This window comes from Candidatus Sericytochromatia bacterium, assembly GCA_035285325.1.
GTDB lineage: Bacteria > Cyanobacteriota > Sericytochromatia > S15B-MN24 > JAQBPE01 > JAYKJB01.
Map to the genome: position 1 here is coordinate 68,732 of JAYKJB010000063.1, position 21,997 is coordinate 90,728.

General features: G+C 63.7%; 18 protein-coding genes. 15 read left to right on the forward strand and 3 right to left on the reverse strand.

What is annotated here, in order from left to right:
* The first annotated feature begins 2 nt into the window (after positions 1–2).
* The 15 genes from VKP62_08765 (at position 3) to VKP62_08835 (ending at position 17,894) form a co-directional block, all read left to right on the forward strand.
* Positions 3–425, forward strand: a complete 423-nt coding sequence (locus VKP62_08765; GenBank protein ID MEB3197281.1) for a hypothetical protein — start codon at positions 3–5, stop codon at positions 423–425.
* Positions 412–1,101 (forward strand): N-acetylmannosamine-6-phosphate 2-epimerase, encoded by a 690-nt coding sequence (locus VKP62_08770; GenBank protein MEB3197282.1) that lies wholly within the window; start codon positions 412–414, stop codon positions 1,099–1,101. Before VKP62_08765 ends, VKP62_08770 begins: the two co-directional genes overlap by 14 nt.
* Complete coding sequence (locus VKP62_08775; protein ID MEB3197283.1) at positions 1,098–2,027, forward strand: ROK family protein; 930 nt, start codon at positions 1,098–1,100, stop codon at positions 2,025–2,027. The genes VKP62_08770 and VKP62_08775 overlap by 4 nt, the downstream gene beginning before the upstream one ends.
* 60 nt (positions 2,028–2,087) lie before the next feature.
* A complete protein-coding gene (locus tag VKP62_08780) occupies positions 2,088–3,572 on the forward strand; it encodes an AAA family ATPase (GenBank protein ID MEB3197284.1) in 1,485 nt (494 codons plus the stop codon).
* 119 nt (positions 3,573–3,691) lie between these two features.
* Positions 3,692–5,449, forward strand: a complete 1,758-nt coding sequence (locus tag VKP62_08785) for an SNF2-related protein (GenBank protein MEB3197285.1) — start codon at positions 3,692–3,694, stop codon at positions 5,447–5,449.
* The gene (locus VKP62_08790; protein MEB3197286.1) at positions 5,449–6,708 is read left to right on the forward strand and encodes a hypothetical protein; all 1,260 of its coding nucleotides are present in this window, start codon (positions 5,449–5,451) and stop codon (positions 6,706–6,708) included. The genes VKP62_08785 and VKP62_08790 overlap by 1 nt, the downstream gene beginning before the upstream one ends.
* Positions 6,709–6,805: 97 nt before the next feature.
* Complete coding sequence (locus tag VKP62_08795; GenBank protein ID MEB3197287.1) at positions 6,806–7,213, forward strand: YbjN domain-containing protein; 408 nt, start codon at positions 6,806–6,808, stop codon at positions 7,211–7,213.
* Positions 7,214–7,398: 185 nt separating this feature from the next.
* The gene (locus tag VKP62_08800; protein MEB3197288.1) at positions 7,399–8,790 is read left to right on the forward strand and encodes a hemolysin family protein; all 1,392 of its coding nucleotides are present in this window, start codon (positions 7,399–7,401) and stop codon (positions 8,788–8,790) included.
* A gap of 59 nt (positions 8,791–8,849) precedes the next feature.
* Positions 8,850–10,496, forward strand: a complete 1,647-nt coding sequence (locus VKP62_08805; protein MEB3197289.1) for a CTP synthase — start codon at positions 8,850–8,852, stop codon at positions 10,494–10,496.
* Entirely contained in the window at positions 10,493–10,912 is a 420-nt protein-coding gene (locus VKP62_08810) for a cytidine deaminase (GenBank protein ID MEB3197290.1), read from the forward strand. Before VKP62_08805 ends, VKP62_08810 begins: the two co-directional genes overlap by 4 nt.
* Positions 10,912–11,811 carry a GTPase Era gene (era, locus tag VKP62_08815; protein ID MEB3197291.1) on the forward strand — a complete coding sequence of 300 codons (900 nt, stop codon included), beginning with the start codon at positions 10,912–10,914 and terminating at the stop codon, positions 11,809–11,811. Before VKP62_08810 ends, era begins: the two co-directional genes overlap by 1 nt.
* Positions 11,812–11,836: 25 nt before the next feature.
* Positions 11,837–12,502 carry a tetratricopeptide repeat protein gene (locus VKP62_08820; protein MEB3197292.1) on the forward strand — a complete coding sequence of 222 codons (666 nt, stop codon included), beginning with the start codon at positions 11,837–11,839 and terminating at the stop codon, positions 12,500–12,502.
* 14 nt (positions 12,503–12,516) lie between these two features.
* The gene (locus VKP62_08825) at positions 12,517–14,415 is read left to right on the forward strand and encodes a hypothetical protein (protein MEB3197293.1); all 1,899 of its coding nucleotides are present in this window, start codon (positions 12,517–12,519) and stop codon (positions 14,413–14,415) included.
* A gap of 308 nt (positions 14,416–14,723) precedes the next feature.
* Positions 14,724–15,458, forward strand: a complete 735-nt coding sequence (locus VKP62_08830; GenBank protein MEB3197294.1) for a lytic transglycosylase domain-containing protein — start codon at positions 14,724–14,726, stop codon at positions 15,456–15,458.
* A 120-nt stretch (positions 15,459–15,578) separates the two neighbouring features.
* Positions 15,579–17,894, forward strand: a complete 2,316-nt coding sequence (locus VKP62_08835; GenBank protein ID MEB3197295.1) for an MMPL family transporter — start codon at positions 15,579–15,581, stop codon at positions 17,892–17,894.
* Positions 17,895–17,898: 4 nt separating this feature from the next.
* Here VKP62_08835 and VKP62_08840 read toward each other — a convergent pair whose 3' ends face one another.
* The 3 genes from VKP62_08840 to VKP62_08850 all read right to left on the reverse strand — a co-directional run bounded on the left by VKP62_08840 (position 17,899) and on the right by VKP62_08850 (position 21,970).
* Positions 17,899–19,395 (reverse strand): AI-2E family transporter, encoded by a 1,497-nt coding sequence (locus VKP62_08840; GenBank protein MEB3197296.1) that lies wholly within the window; start codon positions 19,393–19,395, stop codon positions 17,899–17,901.
* 78 nt (positions 19,396–19,473) lie between these two features.
* Positions 19,474–20,472: a metallophosphoesterase gene (locus VKP62_08845; protein MEB3197297.1), complete on the reverse strand. Its 999-nt coding sequence runs from the start codon at positions 20,470–20,472 to the stop codon at positions 19,474–19,476.
* A gap of 160 nt (positions 20,473–20,632) precedes the next feature.
* A complete protein-coding gene (locus VKP62_08850; GenBank protein MEB3197298.1) occupies positions 20,633–21,970 on the reverse strand; it encodes an aminopeptidase P N-terminal domain-containing protein in 1,338 nt (445 codons plus the stop codon).
* Between the last annotated feature and the right edge of the window lie 27 nt (positions 21,971–21,997).

A 21,997-nucleotide genomic window follows, 5' to 3' on the forward strand; every position in this document is an offset into this window, starting at 1 on the left:
AAATGCTCGAATTATTCGACCTGGAGCCCAAGGACCGGCTAGTGGCCCAGTTGCTGCGGTCGCAGGGGCTCATTTCTGCTGAGCAGTTGAAATGCGCGCTGGAGCGTGCCCGTGCCAGTCTGTTTTTCAGCCTCTCCGAGGTGTTGGTCGGGGAAGGGGTGGTGACCCTGGACCGACTCGAGGCGGTCTTGGCGGATTATTGTCGCAAGCTTCGGTTGGGGGAACTCGCGGTGGCCAAGGGTGTCATCAGCGAGGAGCACCTTGAAATTGCGCTGAGCTTTCAGGAAGGGAAGGAGTCCCGCATCGGGGAGATCTTCGTCGAGATGCACTACGCGACGCCTGAGCAAATCGCCATGCTGGTGGACTTCCAGTCTCGCTGTCGCACCTCGGCTGTGCCCGGCTTGAGTCTCGATGCAGCGGTCTGAGCTGCTGGCCAGGTTGCGTGGGGGCCTGCTGGTGTCGTGCCAGGCCCAGCCTGATGAGCCGTTGCATGGGGCGCAGCACATGGCGGCGATGGCCAGGGCCGCGGAGGTTGGTGGCGCGTGTGGGATCCGGGCGGAAAGTCCGGCGGACATCGTGGCGATTCGCGCCGCCGTCCCGCTCCCCTTGGTCGGCCTCTGGAAACAGGGGAGCGAGGGGGTCTACATCACGCCCACGTGCGCAGCTGCCCGGGCGGTGGTGGAGGCGGGGGCCGATATCGTGGCGGTGGATGCGACCCAGCGCGCCAGAGAGGTGCCGGCCGAGGACCTGATCCGTTGGATTGAATGTGACCTGGGTCGTCCGGTCCTGGCGGATGTCAGTACGCTCGAGGAGGCCCTTGCGGCGGAGGCTGCGGGCGCCACGGCGGTGGCACCCACCTTGTCGGGATACACGGGGGGGCCGGTCCCGTCCGAGCCAGACTGGACGCTGTTGGAGGCCATGCTGAGGATGTGTCGGGTACCCGTTTTCATGGAAGGACGCATCTGGGCGCCTGAGCAAGCCTCGCGGGCGCTGGCCATGGGCGCCTGGACGGTGGTGGTGGGCTCCGCGATCACCCGGCCTCAGCTCATCACCCGGCGGTTTGTGGCCGCGCTTGGAACTGCCGCGGAGGTTTCGTCTTGAAATTCGCCATCGGTCTCGACGTCGGTGGTACCAAGATCCTGGCCGTCGCGCTGGATGAAACCGGGCGGGTGCAGGTGTCGCATCGCACGGAAACGCCCGCCCGGGCCGGCGCCGCAGCCGTTCTGGAGTCCCTGCAGCGGGCAGCTGAAGCGGTCATCGGCGAGTTGCCGCCCCTCGGTCAGGCCGGCCTGCAAGGCGTCGGGGTCTCTGCCGCGGGTCAAATCGATGTGGCGCGTGGTGTGGTGGCCTATGCTTCTCCCAACATCGAAGGTTGGACGGGCACGCCGGTGGCGGATGTCCTGCGCGAACGTCTGGGGCTTCCCATCGTGGTGGAGAACGACGCGAATGCGGCGGCGTTTGGCGAATGGGCCTGTGGCGCAGCGCAGGGGGTCGCAAGCGTGGTGATGGTCACCATCGGCACCGGGGTTGGGGGAGGGGTGATCCTCGACGGCCGGGTCTGGCGAGGGGGGCGCTGGCGTGGGGGTGAACTCGGGCATATGGTCGTTCAAGCGCGGGGATGGCCCTGCAATTGTGGGCAGACGGGGTGCCTGGAGGTTTATGCGTCCGGAACGGCGATCGCCCGCCTGGCTCGCGAGGCCCGCGCCGGCTGGGAGGGGGCTGCGCCTGCTGTCTTTCAGGCTGCCAGCGACGGGGATCCCGTCATGCAGGGGCTCCTGGAGGACAGTGCGCGGTATCTGGCGCAGGGGCTGGTGTCGGTCTCCAGTCTGCTGGACCCGGACCTGTTCATCCTCGGTGGGGGCGTGGCCGCTCAGCCGACCTACCTGCCCCTGGTTCAGCGGGCTTTGGAGCGGGCTGACGTATCAGGGCAAAGAGGGTTCGAGGTTGACCGCGTTCGGCTGGCGAGTCTGGGCGAAATGGCGGGCGCCATCGGTGCGGCGCAGCTGGCTTTGCGGGGGCATCCTTGAGCCGGGGAGTGGCCGTGGTTTCTATCCAGCCGGATAGTGGGCGAGGATGCCGCTGTGGCGATGTCTGAGCTGGAGACGCTGATACGCGCTCGCTATCCACTGATTTATCTGGTCACGCCCGAGGAAGAGCGCGCCCTGGCAACCCTGGGGGCGCTGGCGGAACAGATGGGGCGTGATCTTCATCGCTGGTCCTGCGTTCAGGGGTGGGGCGATGCGGGCACGCGTGACCCGCTCTCGGCGCTCGAATATGTGCGATTGGCCTCGGGACGCGGCATTTACGTCCTGTGCGACCTCCATCCCTTTTTCTCCAACGCGACGGTGGTTCGCAAGTTACGGGAACTGGCCCAGGCGCTCAAGCAAACGCCCAAGTCTCTGCTGGTCTTGGGGGCCGTGGTCAATCTTCCTGCTGAGCTGGTCTCTGACGTGGTCATTGTCGATTTCGAGTTACCAGATGCCAGCTTGATTCAGGAGATGGTGGGCCAGGCGGCGCATCTCGCTGGCCGCCCCTTGAAACTCGATCATCTGGAGATGGAGCGCTTGCTCGGGGCGGCACGCGGCCTGACCGCCGGGGAATTCGCCAATGGATTGGCCCGCGCCCTGGTGCGCCACGGGGCGCTCGATGCACGGGTGATTTCCGTCATCATCGAGGAAAAGAGGCAGGTGGTTCGGAAGACCGGCTTGCTGGAATTCGTACAGCCGGAAGGAGCCCTGGACGAGGTGGGCGGTTTGTCACTTCTCAAGGAGTGGCTGCGCAAGCGCGGGCGGGCATTTGGCCGACCCGCACGCGATTTTGGCCTGCCGGAACCTCGCGGTTTGCTGCTCGTGGGGGCGCCAGGATGCGGCAAGAGCCTGGTTGCCAAGTGTGTGGCGGCACAGTGGGGCTTGCCTTTGCTGCGTCTTGATGTGGGACGCCTGCTGGCGGGTTTGGTGGGAGCGTCCGAAGAAAACACCCGGCGCGCTCTGAAGATGGCTGAAGGCCTCAGCCCTGCGGTCTTGTGGGTCGATGAGATCGAGAAGGGATTCGGAGCGACCGGCGGGGATGGCGGCACGGCCAGTCGCGTGCTGGGGACCTTCCTGACCTGGTTACAGGAGAAGTCCGCACCAGTCTTTGTGGTGGCGACGGCCAATCAGATTCAATGGCTCCCACCAGAACTTCTTCGGAAGGGGCGTTTCGACGAGATTTTCTTTGTCGACTTACCGGATGCCGAGGAACGTCGCGAAATATTGAGGCTTCATCTGGCCCGGCGCCATCGCACGGTCGACGAGGATGCGCTCCTGCGGTTGGCGAAGCTCACTTCGGGTTATTCGGGGGCCGAACTCGAGCAGGGCGTGATCGATGCCCTGTATGAGGCCTATGATGCTGCCCGACCTGTGACGCCGGCGGACCTGGAACGTGGCCTGACGACGATTGTCCCCTTGTCTCGTCATAGCGAAGAACTGCAGCCCATTCGTACCTGGGCCGCGCGCCATGCGCGTCCGGCCAGTGTGGCCTTGGGGTTGCCGGGGCCGTCCATCTGGGCGATTGAAGGGCCCTTGGGAGATTGAGCCGCTTGCTGGAGCGATTCGAATGGCTTCAACTGCCTGCCTCACAGACTGCGTCCGGCGAAGGGAGTGTACAGCGCCTGGGACAGGGGGGGCTGACAGGGCCTCCCTCGGGAGTGGGCTTGGCGACTGCCTGCGTGAGGCCGTCGGAGCCGGCGCAAGCTGAGGCCTGCGTCCTGCCTCCGCGCGTGGAGACCGTCCCGTTGGGGGGAAACTGGCCGCTCGAATCCACCCAGGTTTTCCTGTTGCGGCGGCGCTTGGAACAGCTCCAACGGATCTCCGGGTTCGAGCGCCTGGTGTGTCTCGATGCCTGTCGGATTGATCCGCACCCCCATCAGCACCAGGCAGCCCTGCGTGTGCTCCGGGACATGCGCGGGAGGGCGCTGCTGGCGGATGAGGTCGGACTGGGCAAAACCATCGAGGCTGGTTTGGTCCTCAAGGAACTGGTCGTCAGGGGCTTGGCACATCGTCTGCTGGTGCTCGCACCGGCCTCGCTGACCCTTCAGTGGCAGGAGGAGCTCAGTCTCAAGTTCGATGAGACCTTCCACGTGGTCAAACATCCGGACGACTGGACCCAGGGCCGTCTGATTGCTTCGCTCGAACTGGCGCGTCAGCCTCGTCACCAGGCCTCGGCGCTGGCCCAGGCGTTCGATCTGGTGATTGTCGACGAGGCCCACAAACTGAAGACGCGCACGACGCAGTCCCATCGCTTCGTGAGTCGTCTCAACACGCGTTTCTTGCTGCTACTGACGGCCACGCCGGTCATGAACGATCTGACCGAACTCTACGCCCTCGTCAATCTGCTGGTGGAGGGGGGGCTCGGCACGCCACGAGAGTTCGAGGCCCGGCACATGGATGCCAGTGATCCGCGGCTGCCGCTGCAGGAAGACGTGCTGCGTGCCCGTCTGGCCAGCGTGATGGTGCGACATCGGCGTGGTGCGGTGGGCGTTTGCTTGCCCCCACGGCGAGCCGCGATCTATCACTTGCAGATGCCACCCGCGGAGAGACGCCTCTATCTGGGACTGACGGCTTACATTCGGCAGGAACTGGCGGCTCACCCTGGCCAGGGGCAACTGAGGCTGCTCTTGGGGGTGCTGCAGAGGGGGCTGACCAGCACGCCGGCGGCAGTGGCGGCCACCCTGGGCAAGTTGAGAGCCGACTCAACCCTGGATCCGGCGAGTCGCTCAAGGCTCGCAGATTTTCAGGCCCAAGCCAGCGAACTGCTGGGTAGCCGCAAACTGGAGGCGGTGGGGGAGTTGCTGGAGTCGCATTGCCCGGGCAAGGTGCTGATTTTTACGGAGTTTCGACGCTCTCAAACGGTTTTGGCAGAGTACCTCGCCAAACGTGGCCTCGAGGTGGTCCTGTTTCACGGCAGCCTGGACGCGGCAGCTCGGCAAGCGGCCGTGACGAGATTTCGGGAGGCGGCGCGGGTCATGATCAGCACCGAGAGTGGCCAGGAAGGCTTGAACCTGCAGTTTTGCCAGACGCTGATCAATTTCGATCTTCCCTGGAATCCCATGCGGGTCGAGCAACGGATCGGGCGGCTGCACCGCTTGGGGCAAACCAGGCCCGTCACCATCATCAACCTCTGCTATCAAGAGACCATTGAAGCGGCCGTGCTCGACTTGCTGGTCTCCAAAATCCGGCTCTTCGAACTGGTCGTCGGGGAACTGGATGTGATCCTTGGGGAGAGTGAGGGGGTTCATCACATCGAAGCGTGGCTCCAACAGGCTTGGTCTCAGTCGTCGGACGATCAGGACTTTGCACGCAGCGTCGAGGCTCTGGGGGAGGCTGTCCGGCGGGCCCGAGGGCGCTATGACGAGATCTGTCGGGCGGGTGAGGCGCTCAGTCGGGTGGCTGAGAGCACCGGGGTGCCCTGATGGAAGAACCCGAAGCCTGGCAGTTTGCCCGGGCCTTTTTCACCGCCTGGGGCGGGACATGGCACGACACTCAGCCCGGGGTGGCCGAGGTGGACCTCGTAGGCGCCTTGCAGGAGGCCTTCGCGGTGCCGCGTTTGACGCTACTCGCCAGGCCGAATGCGGATGTCGCGGGTGAACTGGTCGCCCCGGGGTCGCGCCTTTTTCATCTGGTATCCAGTTTCCTGGGGGCCCGGGGACGGGCTGCCGTGTGCGAGTTGGTGCCGGGGGATTTTCCTGAGCCGATTCTGGAGATTCGCGCGCAGGACACGGAATTTCTCGGCCAGCTCGCGGCACCTCAGCATTTTGGCCTCTATGACTTCAAGTTTTCCTTCCTGTCGGATGAGATTCAAGAGCAACTTCACACGGTCATTCTGGACGGCGAGGGGCAGCTCGTGGCGGCAGACGCTTGCCCCGATCTGTTCGAGGCCGCCTGGCGGGATATTTTGCCCCAGGCGGGGCAAGCGCCTGGGCGATACCTGACGGAGGCGGCAGAACTCGCGCGCGCCGCCGCGGAACGATTGGCCATCCCCCTGGCCGATGCGGCGGCAGCCCGCCTGGCCGTCGTGTCCGAGCGGCTTCAGCGTTACTTTGTTGAGCTGGCCTCGGAAGTGCCCGTTCGACCCCGTCGGGGCCAGAGCATCGAAAGCGCGCTGGAAGATACGACGCGACACCAGCAAGATCTGCTGGCCGAGCTGGCCCGGCGGCGTCAGGAGGAGGCACGAAGACATCAACTTCGGGTGCAGATCCGTCCGCTGGGATACGCGCTGGTGCAGGTGCCCGGCAGGCGTTACTCCTGGCGAGCGCAGCAGGGGCTTCAGCAGGTCGGGGTGACGATCTGGCAGAATCTGGTGACGGGTGAGGTGAGGTGGCCGACCTGCGCCCGCTGCGCCCAACCAACGGGGCGTCTATCCCTCTGTCGAGAAGGCCATCTGGCCTGTGATGCCTGTGCGGCCCGTTGTGAGGATTGCCACCAGTGGGGGTGTCGCGCGGAGTTGCGCTTGTGTGAAAGCTGCGGGGCAGCCGCCTGTGCGTCTTGTCTGGTGAAGCTGGCCTGTGGCCACTGGGCCTGTGGGCACCACGCCCAGTCGTGCCTGTGCTGTGGGCAATCCATCTGTCCGTTGTGTGCCAAGCCCTGTCCGCTTTGCCCGTCCGATCAAGCTTGGCTGCTTCTGGACCATGCGTGCCCCAGACACGGCCGTCGACCAGGCCTGCCCCCGTGAGTCTTTCGTGGTGTCATTGTTGCAATGGCTGAGTTTGGTTAGAATGATCGCGCTTGACCTCGCGGGAATGGCAAAGCTGCTTGAAAGGAGCCTGTTCGTGGCCACTGTTGCGGAACGCATCGACCGATACTTTATCGAGCTGGATTGGACGTTCGAACGGATCGACGACACGCTCTGGCGGACCTCGTTCCCCGGAGACCTTCAGGTCCACGACGTGTTTGTCTCCGCCGATGAGCCGGGTTGGGTGTCCTTCCGCAGCCCGGTTTGCACCCAGGTGCCGGAGCAGGCCAAGCCCGCGCTTTATGAACGGCTTCTGCGCCTGAACGCCTTGATTCCGATGACCAAGTTTTGCGTGATGGAGGGAGGAGCCGTGTTCGCCATGATCGATCTTCCCACGGCCGAGCTTGATTACAGCGAGTTCCGCACGGCGGTGCAAACCCTGGTGAATCACGCCGATGCGCACGACAACGAAATTTATCAACTCTGTGGGATGTCCGCAGCCTGAACCCAGGCTTTCGCTGCGATTTCACCCATCCCTCGCGTGCCTGATTTCACAGGCTTCGCGGGGGTTTGTGCTACAATTGGTAACCGGGAGGGCGTGGTGTCATATTCCCTCGGCAGCAGGTTGAAGCGACGCCCGACCCCGGAAGGAGCGATATGGACCCTGGCAGTCCACAGGCGGCATTGAACTTGGGATCGTTACACCTCTTCGGTCTCGATATCACGGCCGCCACCCTGATCATCGTCCTCTGTATCATCGGAACGGCCTTTTTCTCGTCCTCTGAGGCTGCGATCATCGCGCTCAGCAAGCTGCGCGTACGAACCCTGGCTGAGCAGGGCAAGCCCGACGCTCAGCGCCTACAGAGCCTGATTCAAGCCCGTGAGCGGCTGGTGGGCACCATCCTGCTGGCTGAAAACGCCTTGATCATCGTGGCCTCCACGGTGATGGCCTTTCTGGTGTTTCACCTCAGCGTATCGGGTGGCCTTTCGCTTCCTGCGCCCTGGCGTCCTTGGTTGTCCTGGGTCGCGGTCGGCATCTCATCGCTGGTGATGACCCTGCTGGTGGTGCTGATCGCCGAGATCATTCCCAAAACAGCAGCCGCCAGCAACGCCGAACGCTATGCCCTGCTCGTGGCCAGACCATTGCGCTGGGTGACCCGTCTGCTCTATCTGCCGGTGTTGTTCCTGACAGCTTCTGCCCGCGCTTACGTGGGGCTCGTCAACTTCGTGACGGGGACCCGGGGGGAGATGTCGCTGCCGCTGGTCACGGAGGATGAGTTGCGGCAGGTGATCGCGGATGTTCAGGAGCAAGGTGGCCTGCAACAAGACGCCTCCGAGATGATTCAGTCGGTGATCGAACTGCGCGATACCACGGCCAGAGAGATCATGGTTCCGCGCATCGATATGGTCTGCCTGCCGTCCGACGCCAGTTTCGATGAGGCGGTCCGGGTGGCCATCACCGAGGGGCACTCCCGCATCCCGGTCTACCAGGACTCCAGCGACAACATTGTGGGCTTGCTGTATGCCAAGGATCTGCTAGGGGTTCTCCAGGGTGATTATCGCCCGGAAGGCATTCCCGCCGAGTTGGTTCGTCCACCGTTCCACGTGCCTGAGAGCAAGCGCGTGGACGAGCTGCTGAAACTGATGCGCACCGAAAAAGTTCACCTGGCCATCGTCCTGGATGAGTTTGGCGGGACGGCGGGATTGGTGACGATCGAAGACATTCTGGAGGAAATCGTCGGCGAGATTCGAGACGAATACGATGCGGAAGAACCGACCGAGATCGAGGTCGAGAGTGACGGCACCTTGTTTGTGGATGGCCGCGCCAACATCGATGACGTCTCGGATAAACTCGGAGTTCAGCTTCCGACCGATGACTTTGACACCATTGGCGGATTCGTCGTCGGTCTACTTGGCCGCGCCCCCGCGCTCGGGGAAGAGGTGAGTTGGGATGGGGTGCGCCTGCGGATCGAGGAAGTGGACCATCGCCGGGCTGCCCGCATCCGGATCTGGCGTCGTCAGACGGCGCCACTTGAGCTGCCGTTCGATGTGGCGGAGGAAACGGCTCGCCGTGGCGCCTGATTTCCTGCATGATGTCGAGCACCTGCCTCACTCACGCGCGTCTTGAACAGTAGGTTCTTGTGGCCAGTAAATTCGTATTCATCACGGGTGGCGTCGTCTCCTCGATCGGGAAGGGCATCGTGGCCTCGTCGCTGGGGCGTCTTTTGACGGTCCGGGGGTTGAGCGTCAGCATTCAGAAGCTGGACCCTTACATCAACATCGATCCGGGGACCATGAGCCCTTACCAGCATGGCGAGGTCTTCGTGACGGAAGATGGCGCCGAGACGGACCTTGACCTCGGTCACTATGAGCGGTTCACCGACACCAATTTGAGCCGGGAGAATAACATCACGGCTGGGCGCATTTACTGGAATGTCCTGAACAAGGAGCGTCGGGGAGACTACCTGAGTGGCACGGTGCAGGTGGTTCCGCACATCACCAACGAGATCAAGGATGCGGTGCATCGGGCGGCCAATCATTCCGGCGCGGACGTGGTCATCGTCGAGATTGGCGGCACGGTCGGTGACATTGAAAGCTTGCCGTTTCTCGAGGCGATACGTCAGTTTCGGAAGGACGCCGGGAAAGAGAACGTGCTGTACCTGCACGTGACCCTGGTGCCGTACATCAAATCGGCCGGTGAGCACAAAACCAAGCCCACGCAACATTCAGTCAAGGAATTGCGCAGCATCGGGATCACCCCGGACGTGTTGGTCTGCCGAACTGAAAAAGGCTTTCCTGATTCGATGCGGGAAAAGCTGTCCTTGCTCTGCGACATCGATCGTGAGGCCGTGATCGCCTGTCGGGACGCGAAGCACATCTATGACGTGCCCGGGATGCTTGAACGGGAAGGTCTGGCGCACCAGGTGATTCAACGCCTGGGCCTGGCCGGCAAGGCGACGGCGCCCTCGCGGGACGGCTGGGACGAGTTCCTCGAGCGTCTTCGCAAGCCTGCCCTCTCCGTGCGTGTCGCCATCGTGGGCAAGTATGTGGCGCTCTCCGATGCTTACCTGTCCGTCATCGAGTCCCTGCGCCTGGCGGGCGCGGCCCAAGGGGTAGAAGTGGACATCAAATGGGTTCATGCGGATGAACAGGTGGAACCGGATGGGCCTGACAAGCACCTGGCTGACGTCGATGCCGTGGTGGTCCCCGGAGGATTCGGGGGACGGGGCGTCGAAGGCAAGATCAAGGCGGTGGCCTGGGCGAGGGAACACGGCGTGCCGTTTCTGGGCTTGTGCCTGGGCATGCAGTGTGTCGTGATCGAGTTTGCCCGCTCCCAGGCTGGCTTCGGCGGTGCCAATTCCACCGAGATCGACCCCGGCACGCCGTACCCGGTGATCGACCTGCTGCCGGAACAGAAAAACCTGGCCGATCTGGGGGGCACCATGCGCCTTGGCGCACAGCCTTGTCACATCGTGCCTGGTACGCTGGCCGCGTCGCTGTATGGCGTGGCGGAGGTGTCGGAGCGACATCGCCACCGTTACGAGGTGAACAATGTGTATCGGGAGAGACTGGAAAAGGCGGGTCTCGTGATCTCCGGTACCTCTCCAGATGGTCGCCTGGTGGAGATGGTGGAAGTGCCGACCCATCCGTTCTTCATTGCGTGCCAGTTCCACCCGGAATTCAAGTCACGCCCCACGCACTCTCATCCGCTTTTTCATGGCTTGATCCAGGCGGCGCGAGAGAGGCGGACGGGCGCGCGTTCAATCGAAGTGGGCGTGCAGGCATGACGTTTGATCCCATCGCGTTGCTGGCCGAGGCGGACCTCGGGGCTCAAAATGCCTACTGCCCTTATTCTCGCTTCCAGGTCGGGGCCGCCTTGCTCGCCGCAGATGGGACGGTCTTTCGCGGTTGCAACGTGGAAAATGTCTCCTACGGCCTGGCCATCTGTGCGGAGCGTTCCGCCATTTGCGCGGCAGTCGTGGCAGGCAGCCGCGACCTTCGCGCGATTGCGATCGTCCAGGGTGTGACACCCGACCACCCTGCGCACCGAGAGCCTTGCTGGCCCTGCGGGGCGTGTCGTCAGGTGCTGGCGGAATTCAACCCTGAGCTGTTGGTGGTCTTGCGCGACCTGGACGGGCCGCGGGTGTTGCCGTTGCGGGACCTGTTGCCCCACAGTTTCGACGTGCATCGATTGCAGGCGTGATGACGGAACCAACCAGTACCTTTCGGAGTGGCTTTGTGGCCATCGTGGGTCGACCCAACGTGGGCAAGAGCACGTTGATCAACCGCCTGGTGGGTCAGAAAATCGCCATCACCAGCGATCGCCCTCAGACGACGCGACACACCATCCAGGGGGTGGTGTCCGCGCCGGACAGCCAGATCGTGCTGGTCGACACGCCAGGCATCCACAAACCTCATCACCTTCTGGGAGAGACGATTGTCCGGGCGGCGACGGAAGCCTTGTCCCAGGTGGACCTGCGCGTGTTTCTCGTCGATGCTCAGGAGCCGGCTGGCAAGGGTGACGCCTTTGTGGCTGATTTGCTGGCGAAGTCTCAGGTTCCCGTCATCCTGGCGCTCAACAAGGTCGACCGGGTGCGTCAGGTGCCTGAACGGATCTTTGCGAGCTATCGCGCGCTTGGTGATCATGTGGCCGTGGTTCCCCTCTCGGCCCGCACGGGGCGCAACACCCAGTCGCTGGTGCAGGCGATCGTCTCGCACTTGCCCATCGGGCCCCGTTATTTCGAGGACGATGTACCGACGGATCAGACCCTGCGCACCCTGGCTGGCGAGCTGGTCCGAGAGCAGCTCCTGCGTGCCACCGGGGACGAGATCCCGCACAGCGTGGCCGTGTACATCGACACGTTCGATGAATCGGCGACGCCGGTGCGGATCGAAGCGACCATTTTTGTCGAACGTGAAAGCCAGAAAGGCATCGTGATCGGCGATGGGGGTAGCCGCTTGAAGCAGGTGGGGCAAGCTGCACGCGCTCAGATTGAACGTCAACTCGGCGCACCGGTCTATCTGGGCCTGTGGGTCAAAGTGCTGAAGAATTGGCGGCGGGAAAAGCTCCAACTCAAGCGCTTGGGTTACGTGGTGGATTGAGCCCCGGAGGCTCGGGAGGCGACGCTTGAACAGGAATGGTGGACGTGAGCGCCTGACTGCCCTGCTTTTGGGTTTGATGGTCGGACTCGTGATCGCGCCAGCCGCACGGGCCGAGGAGTGGGTCGAGCCTGCCAACAATCGCCCAGGGGCGACCCGGCGATCAGGCGACCTGTTGGAGCGCGCCCAGCAATTGTCTGCGGAGGGCCAGGTGGATGCGGCCATCCGGGAATACCAGATTGCCATTCAGGCCGACCCCCATCACGTGGAGGCCTTGTATCAACTCGCCAATCTGTTCGCTCGCCTGAAACGTTGGGCGCAAACGGCGGCAACCGCTGAAAAGGCCTACAAGATCGACAATCGGAATGCTGATGTGCAAGCGTTGTGGGGGCACGCGCTGCTTCGCATGGGGCGTCATCCGGAAGCCATTTGGGTCCTGGAAGGGGTGGTGCGGCTCAATTCAGGCCGCTCCCTGGCTCAGGTTTACTATGACCTGGGCCAGGCTTGCTTTGCCATGAAGTGGCTCGACCGCTCGGTGGACTACGCGCTCAGACACCTCCAGTTGAAGGACACGCCCCAGGGGCACGCCTTGCTGGCTCGTTCGTACCTTGCCCAGGGGCATCGAGAGAAGGCACTCTCGGAGCTGCAGCGCTCGGTTCACCTGTATGAGCAGGTCGAAGACGCGCAACGCTGATGGTGGCGCGCGCGATGCTCTGGCGGATGACGCTCTTGGCCGCCGCTTGTCTCACCCCTTTTGAGGCAGCTTGGGCAGGCGCAGTCTCCGCTCAAGTCGATGAGCGCCAGGCCGCTGACGCCTTTGCCACTCTCGTGCGGGATGCCTGCGCGAGTGGCGAGGCTGCGCGCGTGCGCGTGGTGGTCCCTGAGGCGGGACCACTCGCAGACTGGCTCTCCACGCTGTGGCAGGAGATGCGACGGGGGCACTGGGCTCCCCGGAGCTGGGCGGCTCGCTTCGAGCCCTTCTATGTGCGCGGGGATGCGATGGGGGGCTTGCTCACGCTGGGCGTGGAGGCGAGTGACGGCACCCTTCGGCAACGGGCCTTTCCGCTGGTGGCGCGACGGCGAGGGGCGGTGTGGCTGGCTGCAGGAGAATTGCAGCGCGATCGCCCTGACCTCATCGTGAAACCGATTTCCGCCTTGTTCGACCTGCGCGAGGCGGGGCGCTTGCGGGGCCAGGCCCACTTCGAGGCCAGGCAAATGGCGGCCGAACGGGGTGTCTACTTCTCCCTGGACCCGGCCCTGCGGGTCACCTCGGTCATGTGCGGCGAGCGCCGCCTATCGTTCCGCCAGCTTGAAGACACGGTCTTTCTGGAATGGCCCGAGGGGGAAACGGAGGTCGTCCTGTCCTGGGAAGGTGCGTTGGCTTCCCTGCAGTCGGGATTCGTTCCCGACCGGGTCTTGCAACTCCCCGCGGCCCAGGCTTGGTGGCCTCGCCCGCTGGGGGGGCTTGCATCCGAGCGGCTGGAATGGCAGGTCATGCTGCCGCCGACCTGGCTCGCTCTGGCGCCCGGGAGCAGTCGGACCTCCGAGCACTTTCGCGATGGTTGGCTTCACCGCTTCCAGCAGGTCGTCACCTCCTCAGAGGCCGGTTTACTGCTGGGCGATTGGGCCCACCAGGAGCGGCGTGACCAGGGGGTGTCTCTCGAGGTGTATGCGCGAGCGGGGCACGAGCCCGGAGCGGCGCTGGTGGCGCGCGAGGGGGAGGCGATCGCGGGATTTCTGATGGATTGGCTCAATCTGCCTGATGGCGCCCCTTGGACCTTCTGGGAGACCGCCGCTTCCGAAGTTGGGCTTGTGGGGCAGACGCTTGCCTTGCCGGCCTCCGCCTTCGAGTATGAGGAGGTTCGGCAGGCTCAACTGGCGCCGGCGATGACCCGCGCCATGTTGGCTCCCCTGTCCGTTCTTGGAACCGCTGGGGAACGAGGATGGCTCACAGATGGCTTAGCGGCTTACCTCGCCGCCATTTATAGTGAGCATCGATGGGGCAAGGCGGCCTTTCGTGAACAACTTCTGGCGGCGTATCGACGCGAGGTGGCGGCGCCGGTCACGGAGGAGACGCCTGCCATTCGCGATGTCAAGCCGACCCATGGTGTGGACACCTGGCAGCGCCTGGTGGCGGACAGGGGCATGCTGATATTTCACATGTTACGCACTGAACTGGGGGAAGTGCCCTTCCAGCGGGCCGTTCAGGCGTGGCGGGCAGGCCCCTCCGACCGCGTTGACCTGCGCTCCCTCGACACCTTGGTGGCGGCCTGTTCAAAGCAGCGCAAGGGGGATTGGGGCCCCTTTCTTCGGCAGTGGCTGACCCGGGCCGACCGGCCGGAGGTCCAGATATCCCAGGTGCAACTCAAACGTCAGGGACGCCTGTGGGCCCTGCAAGGCCTGATCAGCCAGGCCGGTGAGCCCTTCTCATTTCGACTGCCCCTCGTCTTGAGCACGGCGGGGCGTCCACGCATTTACCACATGGCCATCACCACGGCGCGGACCGAGTTTGTGCTGCTCTCTCCCGACCGACCGCGGATCTTGCGCGTAGACCCGCTCCACGAGACCCTGGCCATCTCTCCCGGTGCGTGGGTGATATCCCGCTAAAAAACTTGATTGAACAGTCGCTGGTGTGACCGGCCAGTGCCTCGTCGGTGCCCCCGAGACGCTCGTGTGGCGCTCGGTCCGAAGGGGGAGGACAGCCTGATTTCGGGTATTCATGCGTTATGTGACCCACGCCCCCGCGCCGTGGCTGACCGCTCGTTAACCTGTAGGCAGTTCGGCAGCGTGGTCGTGTGGCTTGGGGCCAGCGGTGGCAGCCCAGGGGATCGGAGCGTCACGATGAAGGGGGGAGCTTGCTGGTGCTTGGCTTGACCGGTGGACCGATACGGCCTTTGCAACAGGCGGAACAGGCCTTGAGCGTTGGCTTTGGGGGCCGGGCAGATGAGGCGGCCCAGGTGTTTGCCTCGCTCGATGCCCGATTCGAGGCCAGTTTCGAAGCGGTCTTGCGCGAGGCCCTCGGCGGTTCCCAAGGGCACGCCTTGGCCGGCGAATCGCCTGCCAAGCGGCAGGTTGGTGCGGCTCAAGGGCTCGTGGCGATGCCCAATGGCGAGGCCCTGCCCACTGTCGCGAACGCGGTCGTGTCGCCTCCATTCTCGTGGGGACCCTCCGCGGGGTCGACGGTTGCGGACATGGCCTGGAATCTGACGCCCTCTCAGCCTGAGCGAGTGCTCTCCGCTGAGCCTGCAGGCTCGCGTGGTGCAGCCATTGAGGGGGGGCACGGCGGCCCTTACCGTGGGTTGATTGAAACCCTGTCTCAGCGCCACGGGGTGCCGGCCTGGCTCGTGACCAACGTCATGCGGGCAGAATCGGCAGGCAATCCAATGGCCACAAGCCCGGCCGGTGCGCAAGGGCTCATGCAGTTGATGCCTCAAACTGCGGCGGAACTGGGCGTGTCGGACCCTTACGACCCGGCGCAGAACCTCGAGGGGGGCGTGAAGTATCTGGCTCGGATGATCGGGATGTTCGAGGGGGACCTGGTACGCGCCGTGGCCGCTTACAACGCAGGACCAGGTTCTGTTCAACGGTTTGGTGGGGTTCCTCCCTTTCCCGAAACCCAGCGTTACGTGGCGCGGGTGTTGGGAACGTGACGCGAATCCCTTGATTCCAGACGACTGCCGGTTGCTGGCTATGGTAAAATAGGGCTTCCGTCGCCATCGTGCGGCTCGGAGGTCAGGCGCTTGCACCGGGGCAGCCATTCCACCGGATTATTGTTTCACCGTTTTGGCGCCTGGCTGTACCGGCAGCGTTGGGCCGTCATCGTGGCTTGGGTACTGCTGGTTGCAGTGGCCACCTTCGGGGCCGCTCGGGCGCCGGACGTCTTGCGCGGCAGTGCAGCCGGCATTCCCAACAGTTCCTCGGCCAAAGCCCAGGAGTGGTTGCGAACGGAGTTCAAGAGCCCGTATCAGTTTCCGTTCATCGTCACCCTGGCGGCACCGGGACATTCCGTGGAGGACCGCGACTACCGGACGATGCTGGCGGAGCTTCAGCGCTTGCTTGCGGCGAAGCCCTTCGTCACCCGCACGGTCAGCTGGTTGGACAACCAGGACCCTCGCTTCAAGAGTGCGGATGGCGTCCGCACCTTCCTGGTGGTGGGGATCGATGCAGAGAATTTTCTGGCCGCCGAGCAACGGGTTCCTGTGGTGCGGACCGAGGCGGCTGCCGTGGTGGCCCGCTGGAGGAGCAGGCTTCCAAGCCTCGAGTCCCACGTCACGGGCCAGATTCCGATTGGTTACGACGCCACGCGCATGATCGCGCAGGACACCACCACGGCCGAGCGACGCATCTTGCCGGTGGCCCTGCTGTTTTTGCTGTTTGCGTTCGGGGCGGTTGCCGCCGCCGGTATCCCCGTGTTGCTCGGTGCCTTGGCCTCGGTGGTCACCTTGGGGCTCCTGTATGTCGTGGGACAAGGGATGAATCTGTCTTCCATGGCCCAGAACATCACGGCCATGGTGGGGCTGGGCATTGGCATCGATTACGCCCTGATCATGGTGACACGCTTCAGGGAGGCCCTCGCGACCCACGCGGAAGCGGACAATCCCGTTGAGGCCGCCGTCGCCGAGACGATGGGGACCTCCGGGGTGGCCGTTCTATTTTCAGGGTTGACCGTGATGATCGGTTTCCTGGCCTTGTTCATTCCGGACCTGATCGACACGACCTCGCTCGGCATGGCTGGCTCCCTGACGGTGCTTTCGGCGGTGTCCCTTTCGTTGACGCTTGTACCAGCGCTGCTGGGCATTCTGGGGCCTCGGATCGATTGGCCTTCCGGATTTTCTCGCTGGGTCTCACAGCGTTTGGACCACCAGGCGATGTGGCTCCGCTGGGCCCGGCATGTGATGCGACACCCGCTGCGCTTTCTCGTTGGCGGCAGTGCCCTGATGATCCTGCTGTCCTTGCCCTCGTTCACGGTGGAGTTTGGCCAGTTCAGCTCCAAGTTTCTGCCCACCTATATGGATGCAGGCCAGGGATTGCGCAGCATGGAAGCGATGGGACAGGCCGGGGAAGTTTACCCGATTCAGTTTTTGTTGCGTCGCACGGATGGGCGACCCATCACCGATGCCCGCTCGTTGAAGGCGATCGCCACGGTGGTTCGGGAGTTTCGCCAGGAGCCGGTGCTCGAGGAAGTTCGTTCGATCGTGCCCTATGCGGGGCGGCTGATGTTGATGAGCCAGATGTTCTTCGGCGGCGACACCAGGGCCGTTCGGGATCGGTTCCCGGATGCGGTGTCCTTGCTGCTAAGTGAGGACGCCTCTGGCACCTTGGTCCAGCTGGTTCCACGCAATGACGCCGCCTATGCGGACATCAAAGATTTTGTTCGTCGATTGAAGGATCGCGACTGGTCTCAAGTGGCGGGTTTTGAGGGCTTTGAGGTGGCGATTGGCGGGCCGGCGGCCGTCAACAATGATTTCGAGCGTGCCATCCTCTCCAACTTCGGCAAGGTGGTCTCGTTGGTCTTTGCCGTGACCTTTGTCTTGCTGGCCTGGTCGTTTCAGTCGCTCGTTTTGCCGCTCAAGGCACTGGCGATGAACACCCTCTCCACGGCGGCGAGTTTCGGGGCCTTGGTGCTGGTGTTCCAGCACGGGTACGGCAGCTGGCTGGTGGGGTATCCGGACCCGCCCGGAAACATACTGGTTCCCATTCCCATCATCGTGTTCTGTCTGGTGTTTGGCCTTTCGATGGACTATGAGGTCTTTCTGCTGAGTCGGATCCAGGAGGAATACATGAAGCACGGGGACAACGAACGGGCTGTCGCCACTGGCCTGGCCGCCACTGGCGGCATCATCACCAACGCGGCCCTGATCATGTTGCTCGTATTCGGAGCGTTCATCGCGGCGTCTGTGGTGCTTACCAAGATGCTGGGCTTCGGCCTTTCGGTCGCCATCGTGTTGGATGCCCTGATCATCCGGATCATGCTGGTGCCGAGCTTCATGGCTTTGCTCGGCAAATGGAACTGGTGGCCCAATATGCTGCCTGAACCGGTGACGGCCCCGGAGTCCCCGGAGCCCGTTGGTGCCGGGAGTCCCTGAGCGCTCAGAGGGCGCGGCTTTCCTGGCGCTCCACTTCATCCCCTGATTTCGCTTCCGCCCACGGCAGGTAGTAGCATTCCAGGATGATGGAGACGGCGATCGCCACCGGAATGCTCAGGAATGCCCCCGTGAGGCCATAGAGCGTTCCGCCCACCAGCAGCACCACGGCGACCCAGGCAGGGTGCATTCCAATGCTACGCCCCATGATCCAGGGAAACAGAACCTGGCCAATCAGTTGCTGAATGGCAGCGTAAACCACCACCGTCCAGAGGGCCAGGCTGCCTGATTTGGACAGGCCGATCAGGCCCGCCAGGGCTCCCCCGATCAAGGGACCCACGAAGGGGATGGCCTGTAGCAACGCCGTGACGGCGCCGACCAGCAAGGCATAAGGGAGTCCGAGCCAGGCCAGTGCCCCCCACGTGAGCAGACCTGCGACGGCACAGATCAGTGCCAGTCCGGCCATGAATCGGCCCACGCGCTGTTCAACCATGTGCAGCAAGGCCGGGACGTGGTCTTTTCGCTTCAGTGGAATCCAACGCACCAGCGCCTCTTGCAGCAGGCGACCGTCCAGCAGAATGAAGAAGGCCAGAAACAAGATCGACAGCAGCACAATGATCAGCCAGACGAATTTGCCTGTCATATTGAACGCATTGGCCAATACCTGGGAGCCTGTCTCCGCGACATAGCCCATCAGGCGGCTTCCGTCCGGCACGAGTCGATGGCGCGCGTGTAGCTGCGTCAGATGCTCTTGGGCCCGGTCCACATAGCCAGGCAGGCTGGCGGCCAGGTCCTGGCCTTGGGTCATCACCTGCGGAATCAAGAGCATCGACAACACCGTGATGGCCGCCGTGACGGCGATGAAGGTCACACCGACGGCACCGGCACGGTGCAGCTTGGAGTGCATGAGCCATTGCACGGCCGGCCCCAGCGCCGCGGCCACCAACAGGGCGCCCACCACGACCACCCAAACCTCGATCAGGGCCACCAGACTCCACGCCAGGGCCAGCGTGGTCAGCGCGCCCCCCGTGGCGGCAGCACTCTTGAGAAAGAGGGCCTGATAGCCGGATTGCTCGGGTGCGGCGGGTAGCTGCTCCGCGACCGCCATGGCCTCTCCGAAGCGCATCAAGGCGGCATCGATTCCGCCGTAGAGGGTCGGGGTGGTGTCTCCGGTCGGATGCTCGGGTTCCTCCTCGAGCGACAGGGTGACCCGGGTGCGTTCACTGGAGAGGGCTTCGAACTCGACGCGGCCTCGGTTGGGCCAGGGGCCCGAGCGGCTCTCCCAGGCCACCAGGCGCTGGGGCAGGTCCTGGACAATGGAGGTGTCCCAGGTTCCTTCCTGGCCGGGGGCCCACTCGACGCACCAGCTCGACGTAAAGGGACCGGTGCGGGTCAGCTGTTTCAGGCCCGGTACCAGACTGGCGATGTTTTCGACGCGAGCCCACCATTGGTAGGCCTGGTCAACCGACGCGGTGACCGTCACGGAGCGCTCGAATGAGGGCACGAGACCTGCCTGTCTCCTCTCGCGGGGGGCTGCCAGCCATGTACCCGACTCAGCCCACTCTCCCCCGCGACGCAACGCCTACCCCGGAATTTTCAACCAGCGCCCTCCGGAGTGTCCATAGCTCAGTCCCTGTAGCCCGAGGCCGCGCAACGCGGCACGGCTTGTGGCCAGGTCAGGTGTGAACGCTTCCGTTCGCGCCAGACGGTGCCATTGGTACTGCAGCCAGGCCCGGCCGTCGGGACCTGGGCTTCCGAGTTCGAACACGCGATAGGCATGCGGATATTCGACCAGTGAGGGGCCTATCAGCACGGCGGCGTGGCGGAGCGCATCACACGCCGCGAAATGATAATGACCGGCCAAGACGAGTTGAATCTGCGGATGGGTCGCCACGAGATGGGATAGCCATACACTGTCTGCGGCATTGAAGCGCAGGCGATCGAGAAATGGATACGGCATCAGGGGGGGGTGATGCATGGCCAGGATCAGGGCCTCGTCCCGATGGCGCTGAATGGTCGCTTGAAGCCAAGTTTTTTGTCTCGGACCCAGAAAGCCCGCCCAGCCGCTGTAAGCGTCGCCATCGGTATCCGTCGTATCGATGGCGACGAAGCGGATTCCGGCGGTGGGACTGAAGGTGTACCAGCCTTCCCCCTGGGCGAGGCCTCCATCGCCCAGCTGGCGAATCAAAAATCGCTTGCGCTCCCGCAATCCGTTCCCTTCCACGTCGTGATTGCCGAACAGACAGTAGTATGGATGCCTCAGGCAGCGCAGGAGGTCCCGCAAGGCCTCCGCCTCCTCGGACAGGTCCTCGGGGAAATGGAACATGTCTCCGGTGAACAAGACGAAATCCAGGTCTTGGGCGTTCAGCTCGAACACGGCGCGTCCGACTTGACGATGGCTCTCGGGATAGCGTGGTTGGACCCGACGCGTGAAGTGCAGATCCGTGACATGCGCAAATCGGATGACGCCTTCGCCTCGCTCGGAGGGTCTTGCCTCGGCGAGGCGGGGAAGTGGCAAGGTCATTCCCAGCGCGCTTGCCGCGCAGGCCGACAGGAAGCGACGACGGTTCAGGACAAGCACAAGGGCGTCTCTCGGTGGACGATTTCAGGGCCGGACCTGCACTTGATACCACGTCCCGCCGGCTGCACTTCGCCGATTCTGAACGCCAAAGAGACAGGGTGAGCCGATTGGCCGGTGTAGGCCGGCCCGTCGCCCCAAGTTTTCGACGCCTAACGTTATGTTAATTCGTGGCTTGCAGGACGCCGCTTCTCGTCCCTTGCAAGGCGCCCTCCACCTCGTCTACCGACTTGGGAATGGCGGCTGTCAGGTTGTGTGGGCACCCGGCCTGGTCGACCCAGATATCATCTTCGATCCGCACGCCGATGCCCCAGAAAGCCGGATCGATTCCAGGCATTCCGTGCGGGACGTACAATCCGGGTTCGACGGTGAAGACCATGCCCGGTTCGATCGGGCGCCAATCCTCTTCCAGCCTGTAAGGGCCTACATCGTGCGTGTCGAGGCCCAGGTAGTGGCCGGTGCCGTGCATGTAAAAGCGCTTGTAGGCCTCACGCTGAATGAGTTCCTCCAGGTCGCCTGTCAGCCAGCCCAACTCGACCATGCCGGCTGTCAAAACCCTGACGGCATGTTCGTGGTAGGCCTTGACGTGCTCCCCCACGCGCACCCAGGCGATTGCTTCCGTCTGAGCTTTCAGAACGAGTTCGTAGACGGCCCGTTGGGCCTGGGAGAAGCGCCCGCCGACGGGGTACGTGCGGCTGACATCGCAGGCATAATAGCCAAACTCCGCCCCCGAATCGATCAGCAAGAGCTGTCCGTCCTGCAGGGGCTGATCATTTTCGTTGTAGTGCAGAATGGTCGCGTTGTCGCCGGCCGCCACGATCGGCGTGTAGGCGGAGCCCTCCCCACCCAGGCGTCGGTACGCGAACTCCAGGGCCGCCTGGACCTCATATTCCCAGCCACCCGGGCGAATGTGGGCGAGCGCCTCCTGGTAACCCACGGCGGTGACTTCGGCGGCCCGCTTCATCAGGGCAATCTCGCTGGCATCCTTGCGCAAGCGCATCTCGTGCACGATCGCCCCCGGCGACACCAGCGTCTCAGGCGGATGAACGTGCCGGTTGCCCAGGCGTGGAAGCAGGCGCAGGACGATCTCATCGTGTTCGCGCCAGGTGCCCAACTGAAAATACAGGGTCGGTACGCCTGTCAGGTACTTTTGCAATACCTGTTCGAGATCATCGAAGGAATAGGCCTGGTCCACCTGGAGCGCGGCAGGCGCCGCCTCCACCCCCAGCCTGCGGCCATGCCACGTTTCCAGTTCCGGATTACGTGGTTGCACGAAGAGCACGCTCTGGTGCTCGGGGTGACCAGGCAGCAGCAACAGCGCCGAACCGGCCTCTCGAAAGCCTGTTAAATAGAAAAAGTCGCTGTCCGGGCGATAGCGGTGGTCGGTGTCTCGCGAGCGAATTCTCGGCGGCGCATTGAAAAACAGGGCGGCGCCGTTCTTCATCTCCTTCATGAAGTTGGCTCGGCGGCGCGCGTAGAGAGACGGTTCAGCAGCTGGCATGGGGGCGGCCTCACATTCCGGACGAAG

Excerpts from the sequence above, each read along its gene's own strand:
- VKP62_08790 (MEB3197286.1), top strand. The coding sequence starts at position 5,449 with ATGGAAGAACCCGAAGCCTGGCAGTTTGCCCGGGCCTTTTTCACCGCC.
- VKP62_08770 (MEB3197282.1), top strand. The coding sequence starts at position 412 with ATGCAGCGGTCTGAGCTGCTGGCCAGGTTGCGTGGGGGCCTGCTGGTG.
- VKP62_08810 (MEB3197290.1), top strand. The coding sequence starts at position 10,493 with ATGACGTTTGATCCCATCGCGTTGCTGGCCGAGGCGGACCTCGGGGCT.
- era (MEB3197291.1), top strand. The coding sequence starts at position 10,912 with ATGACGGAACCAACCAGTACCTTTCGGAGTGGCTTTGTGGCCATCGTG.
- VKP62_08780 (MEB3197284.1), top strand. The coding sequence starts at position 2,088 with ATGTCTGAGCTGGAGACGCTGATACGCGCTCGCTATCCACTGATTTAT.
- VKP62_08850 (MEB3197298.1), bottom strand. The coding sequence starts at position 21,970 with ATGCCAGCTGCTGAACCGTCTCTCTACGCGCGCCGCCGAGCCAACTTC.
- VKP62_08765 (MEB3197281.1), top strand. The coding sequence starts at position 3 with ATGCTCGAATTATTCGACCTGGAGCCCAAGGACCGGCTAGTGGCCCAG.
- VKP62_08825 (MEB3197293.1), top strand. The coding sequence starts at position 12,517 with ATGCTCTGGCGGATGACGCTCTTGGCCGCCGCTTGTCTCACCCCTTTT.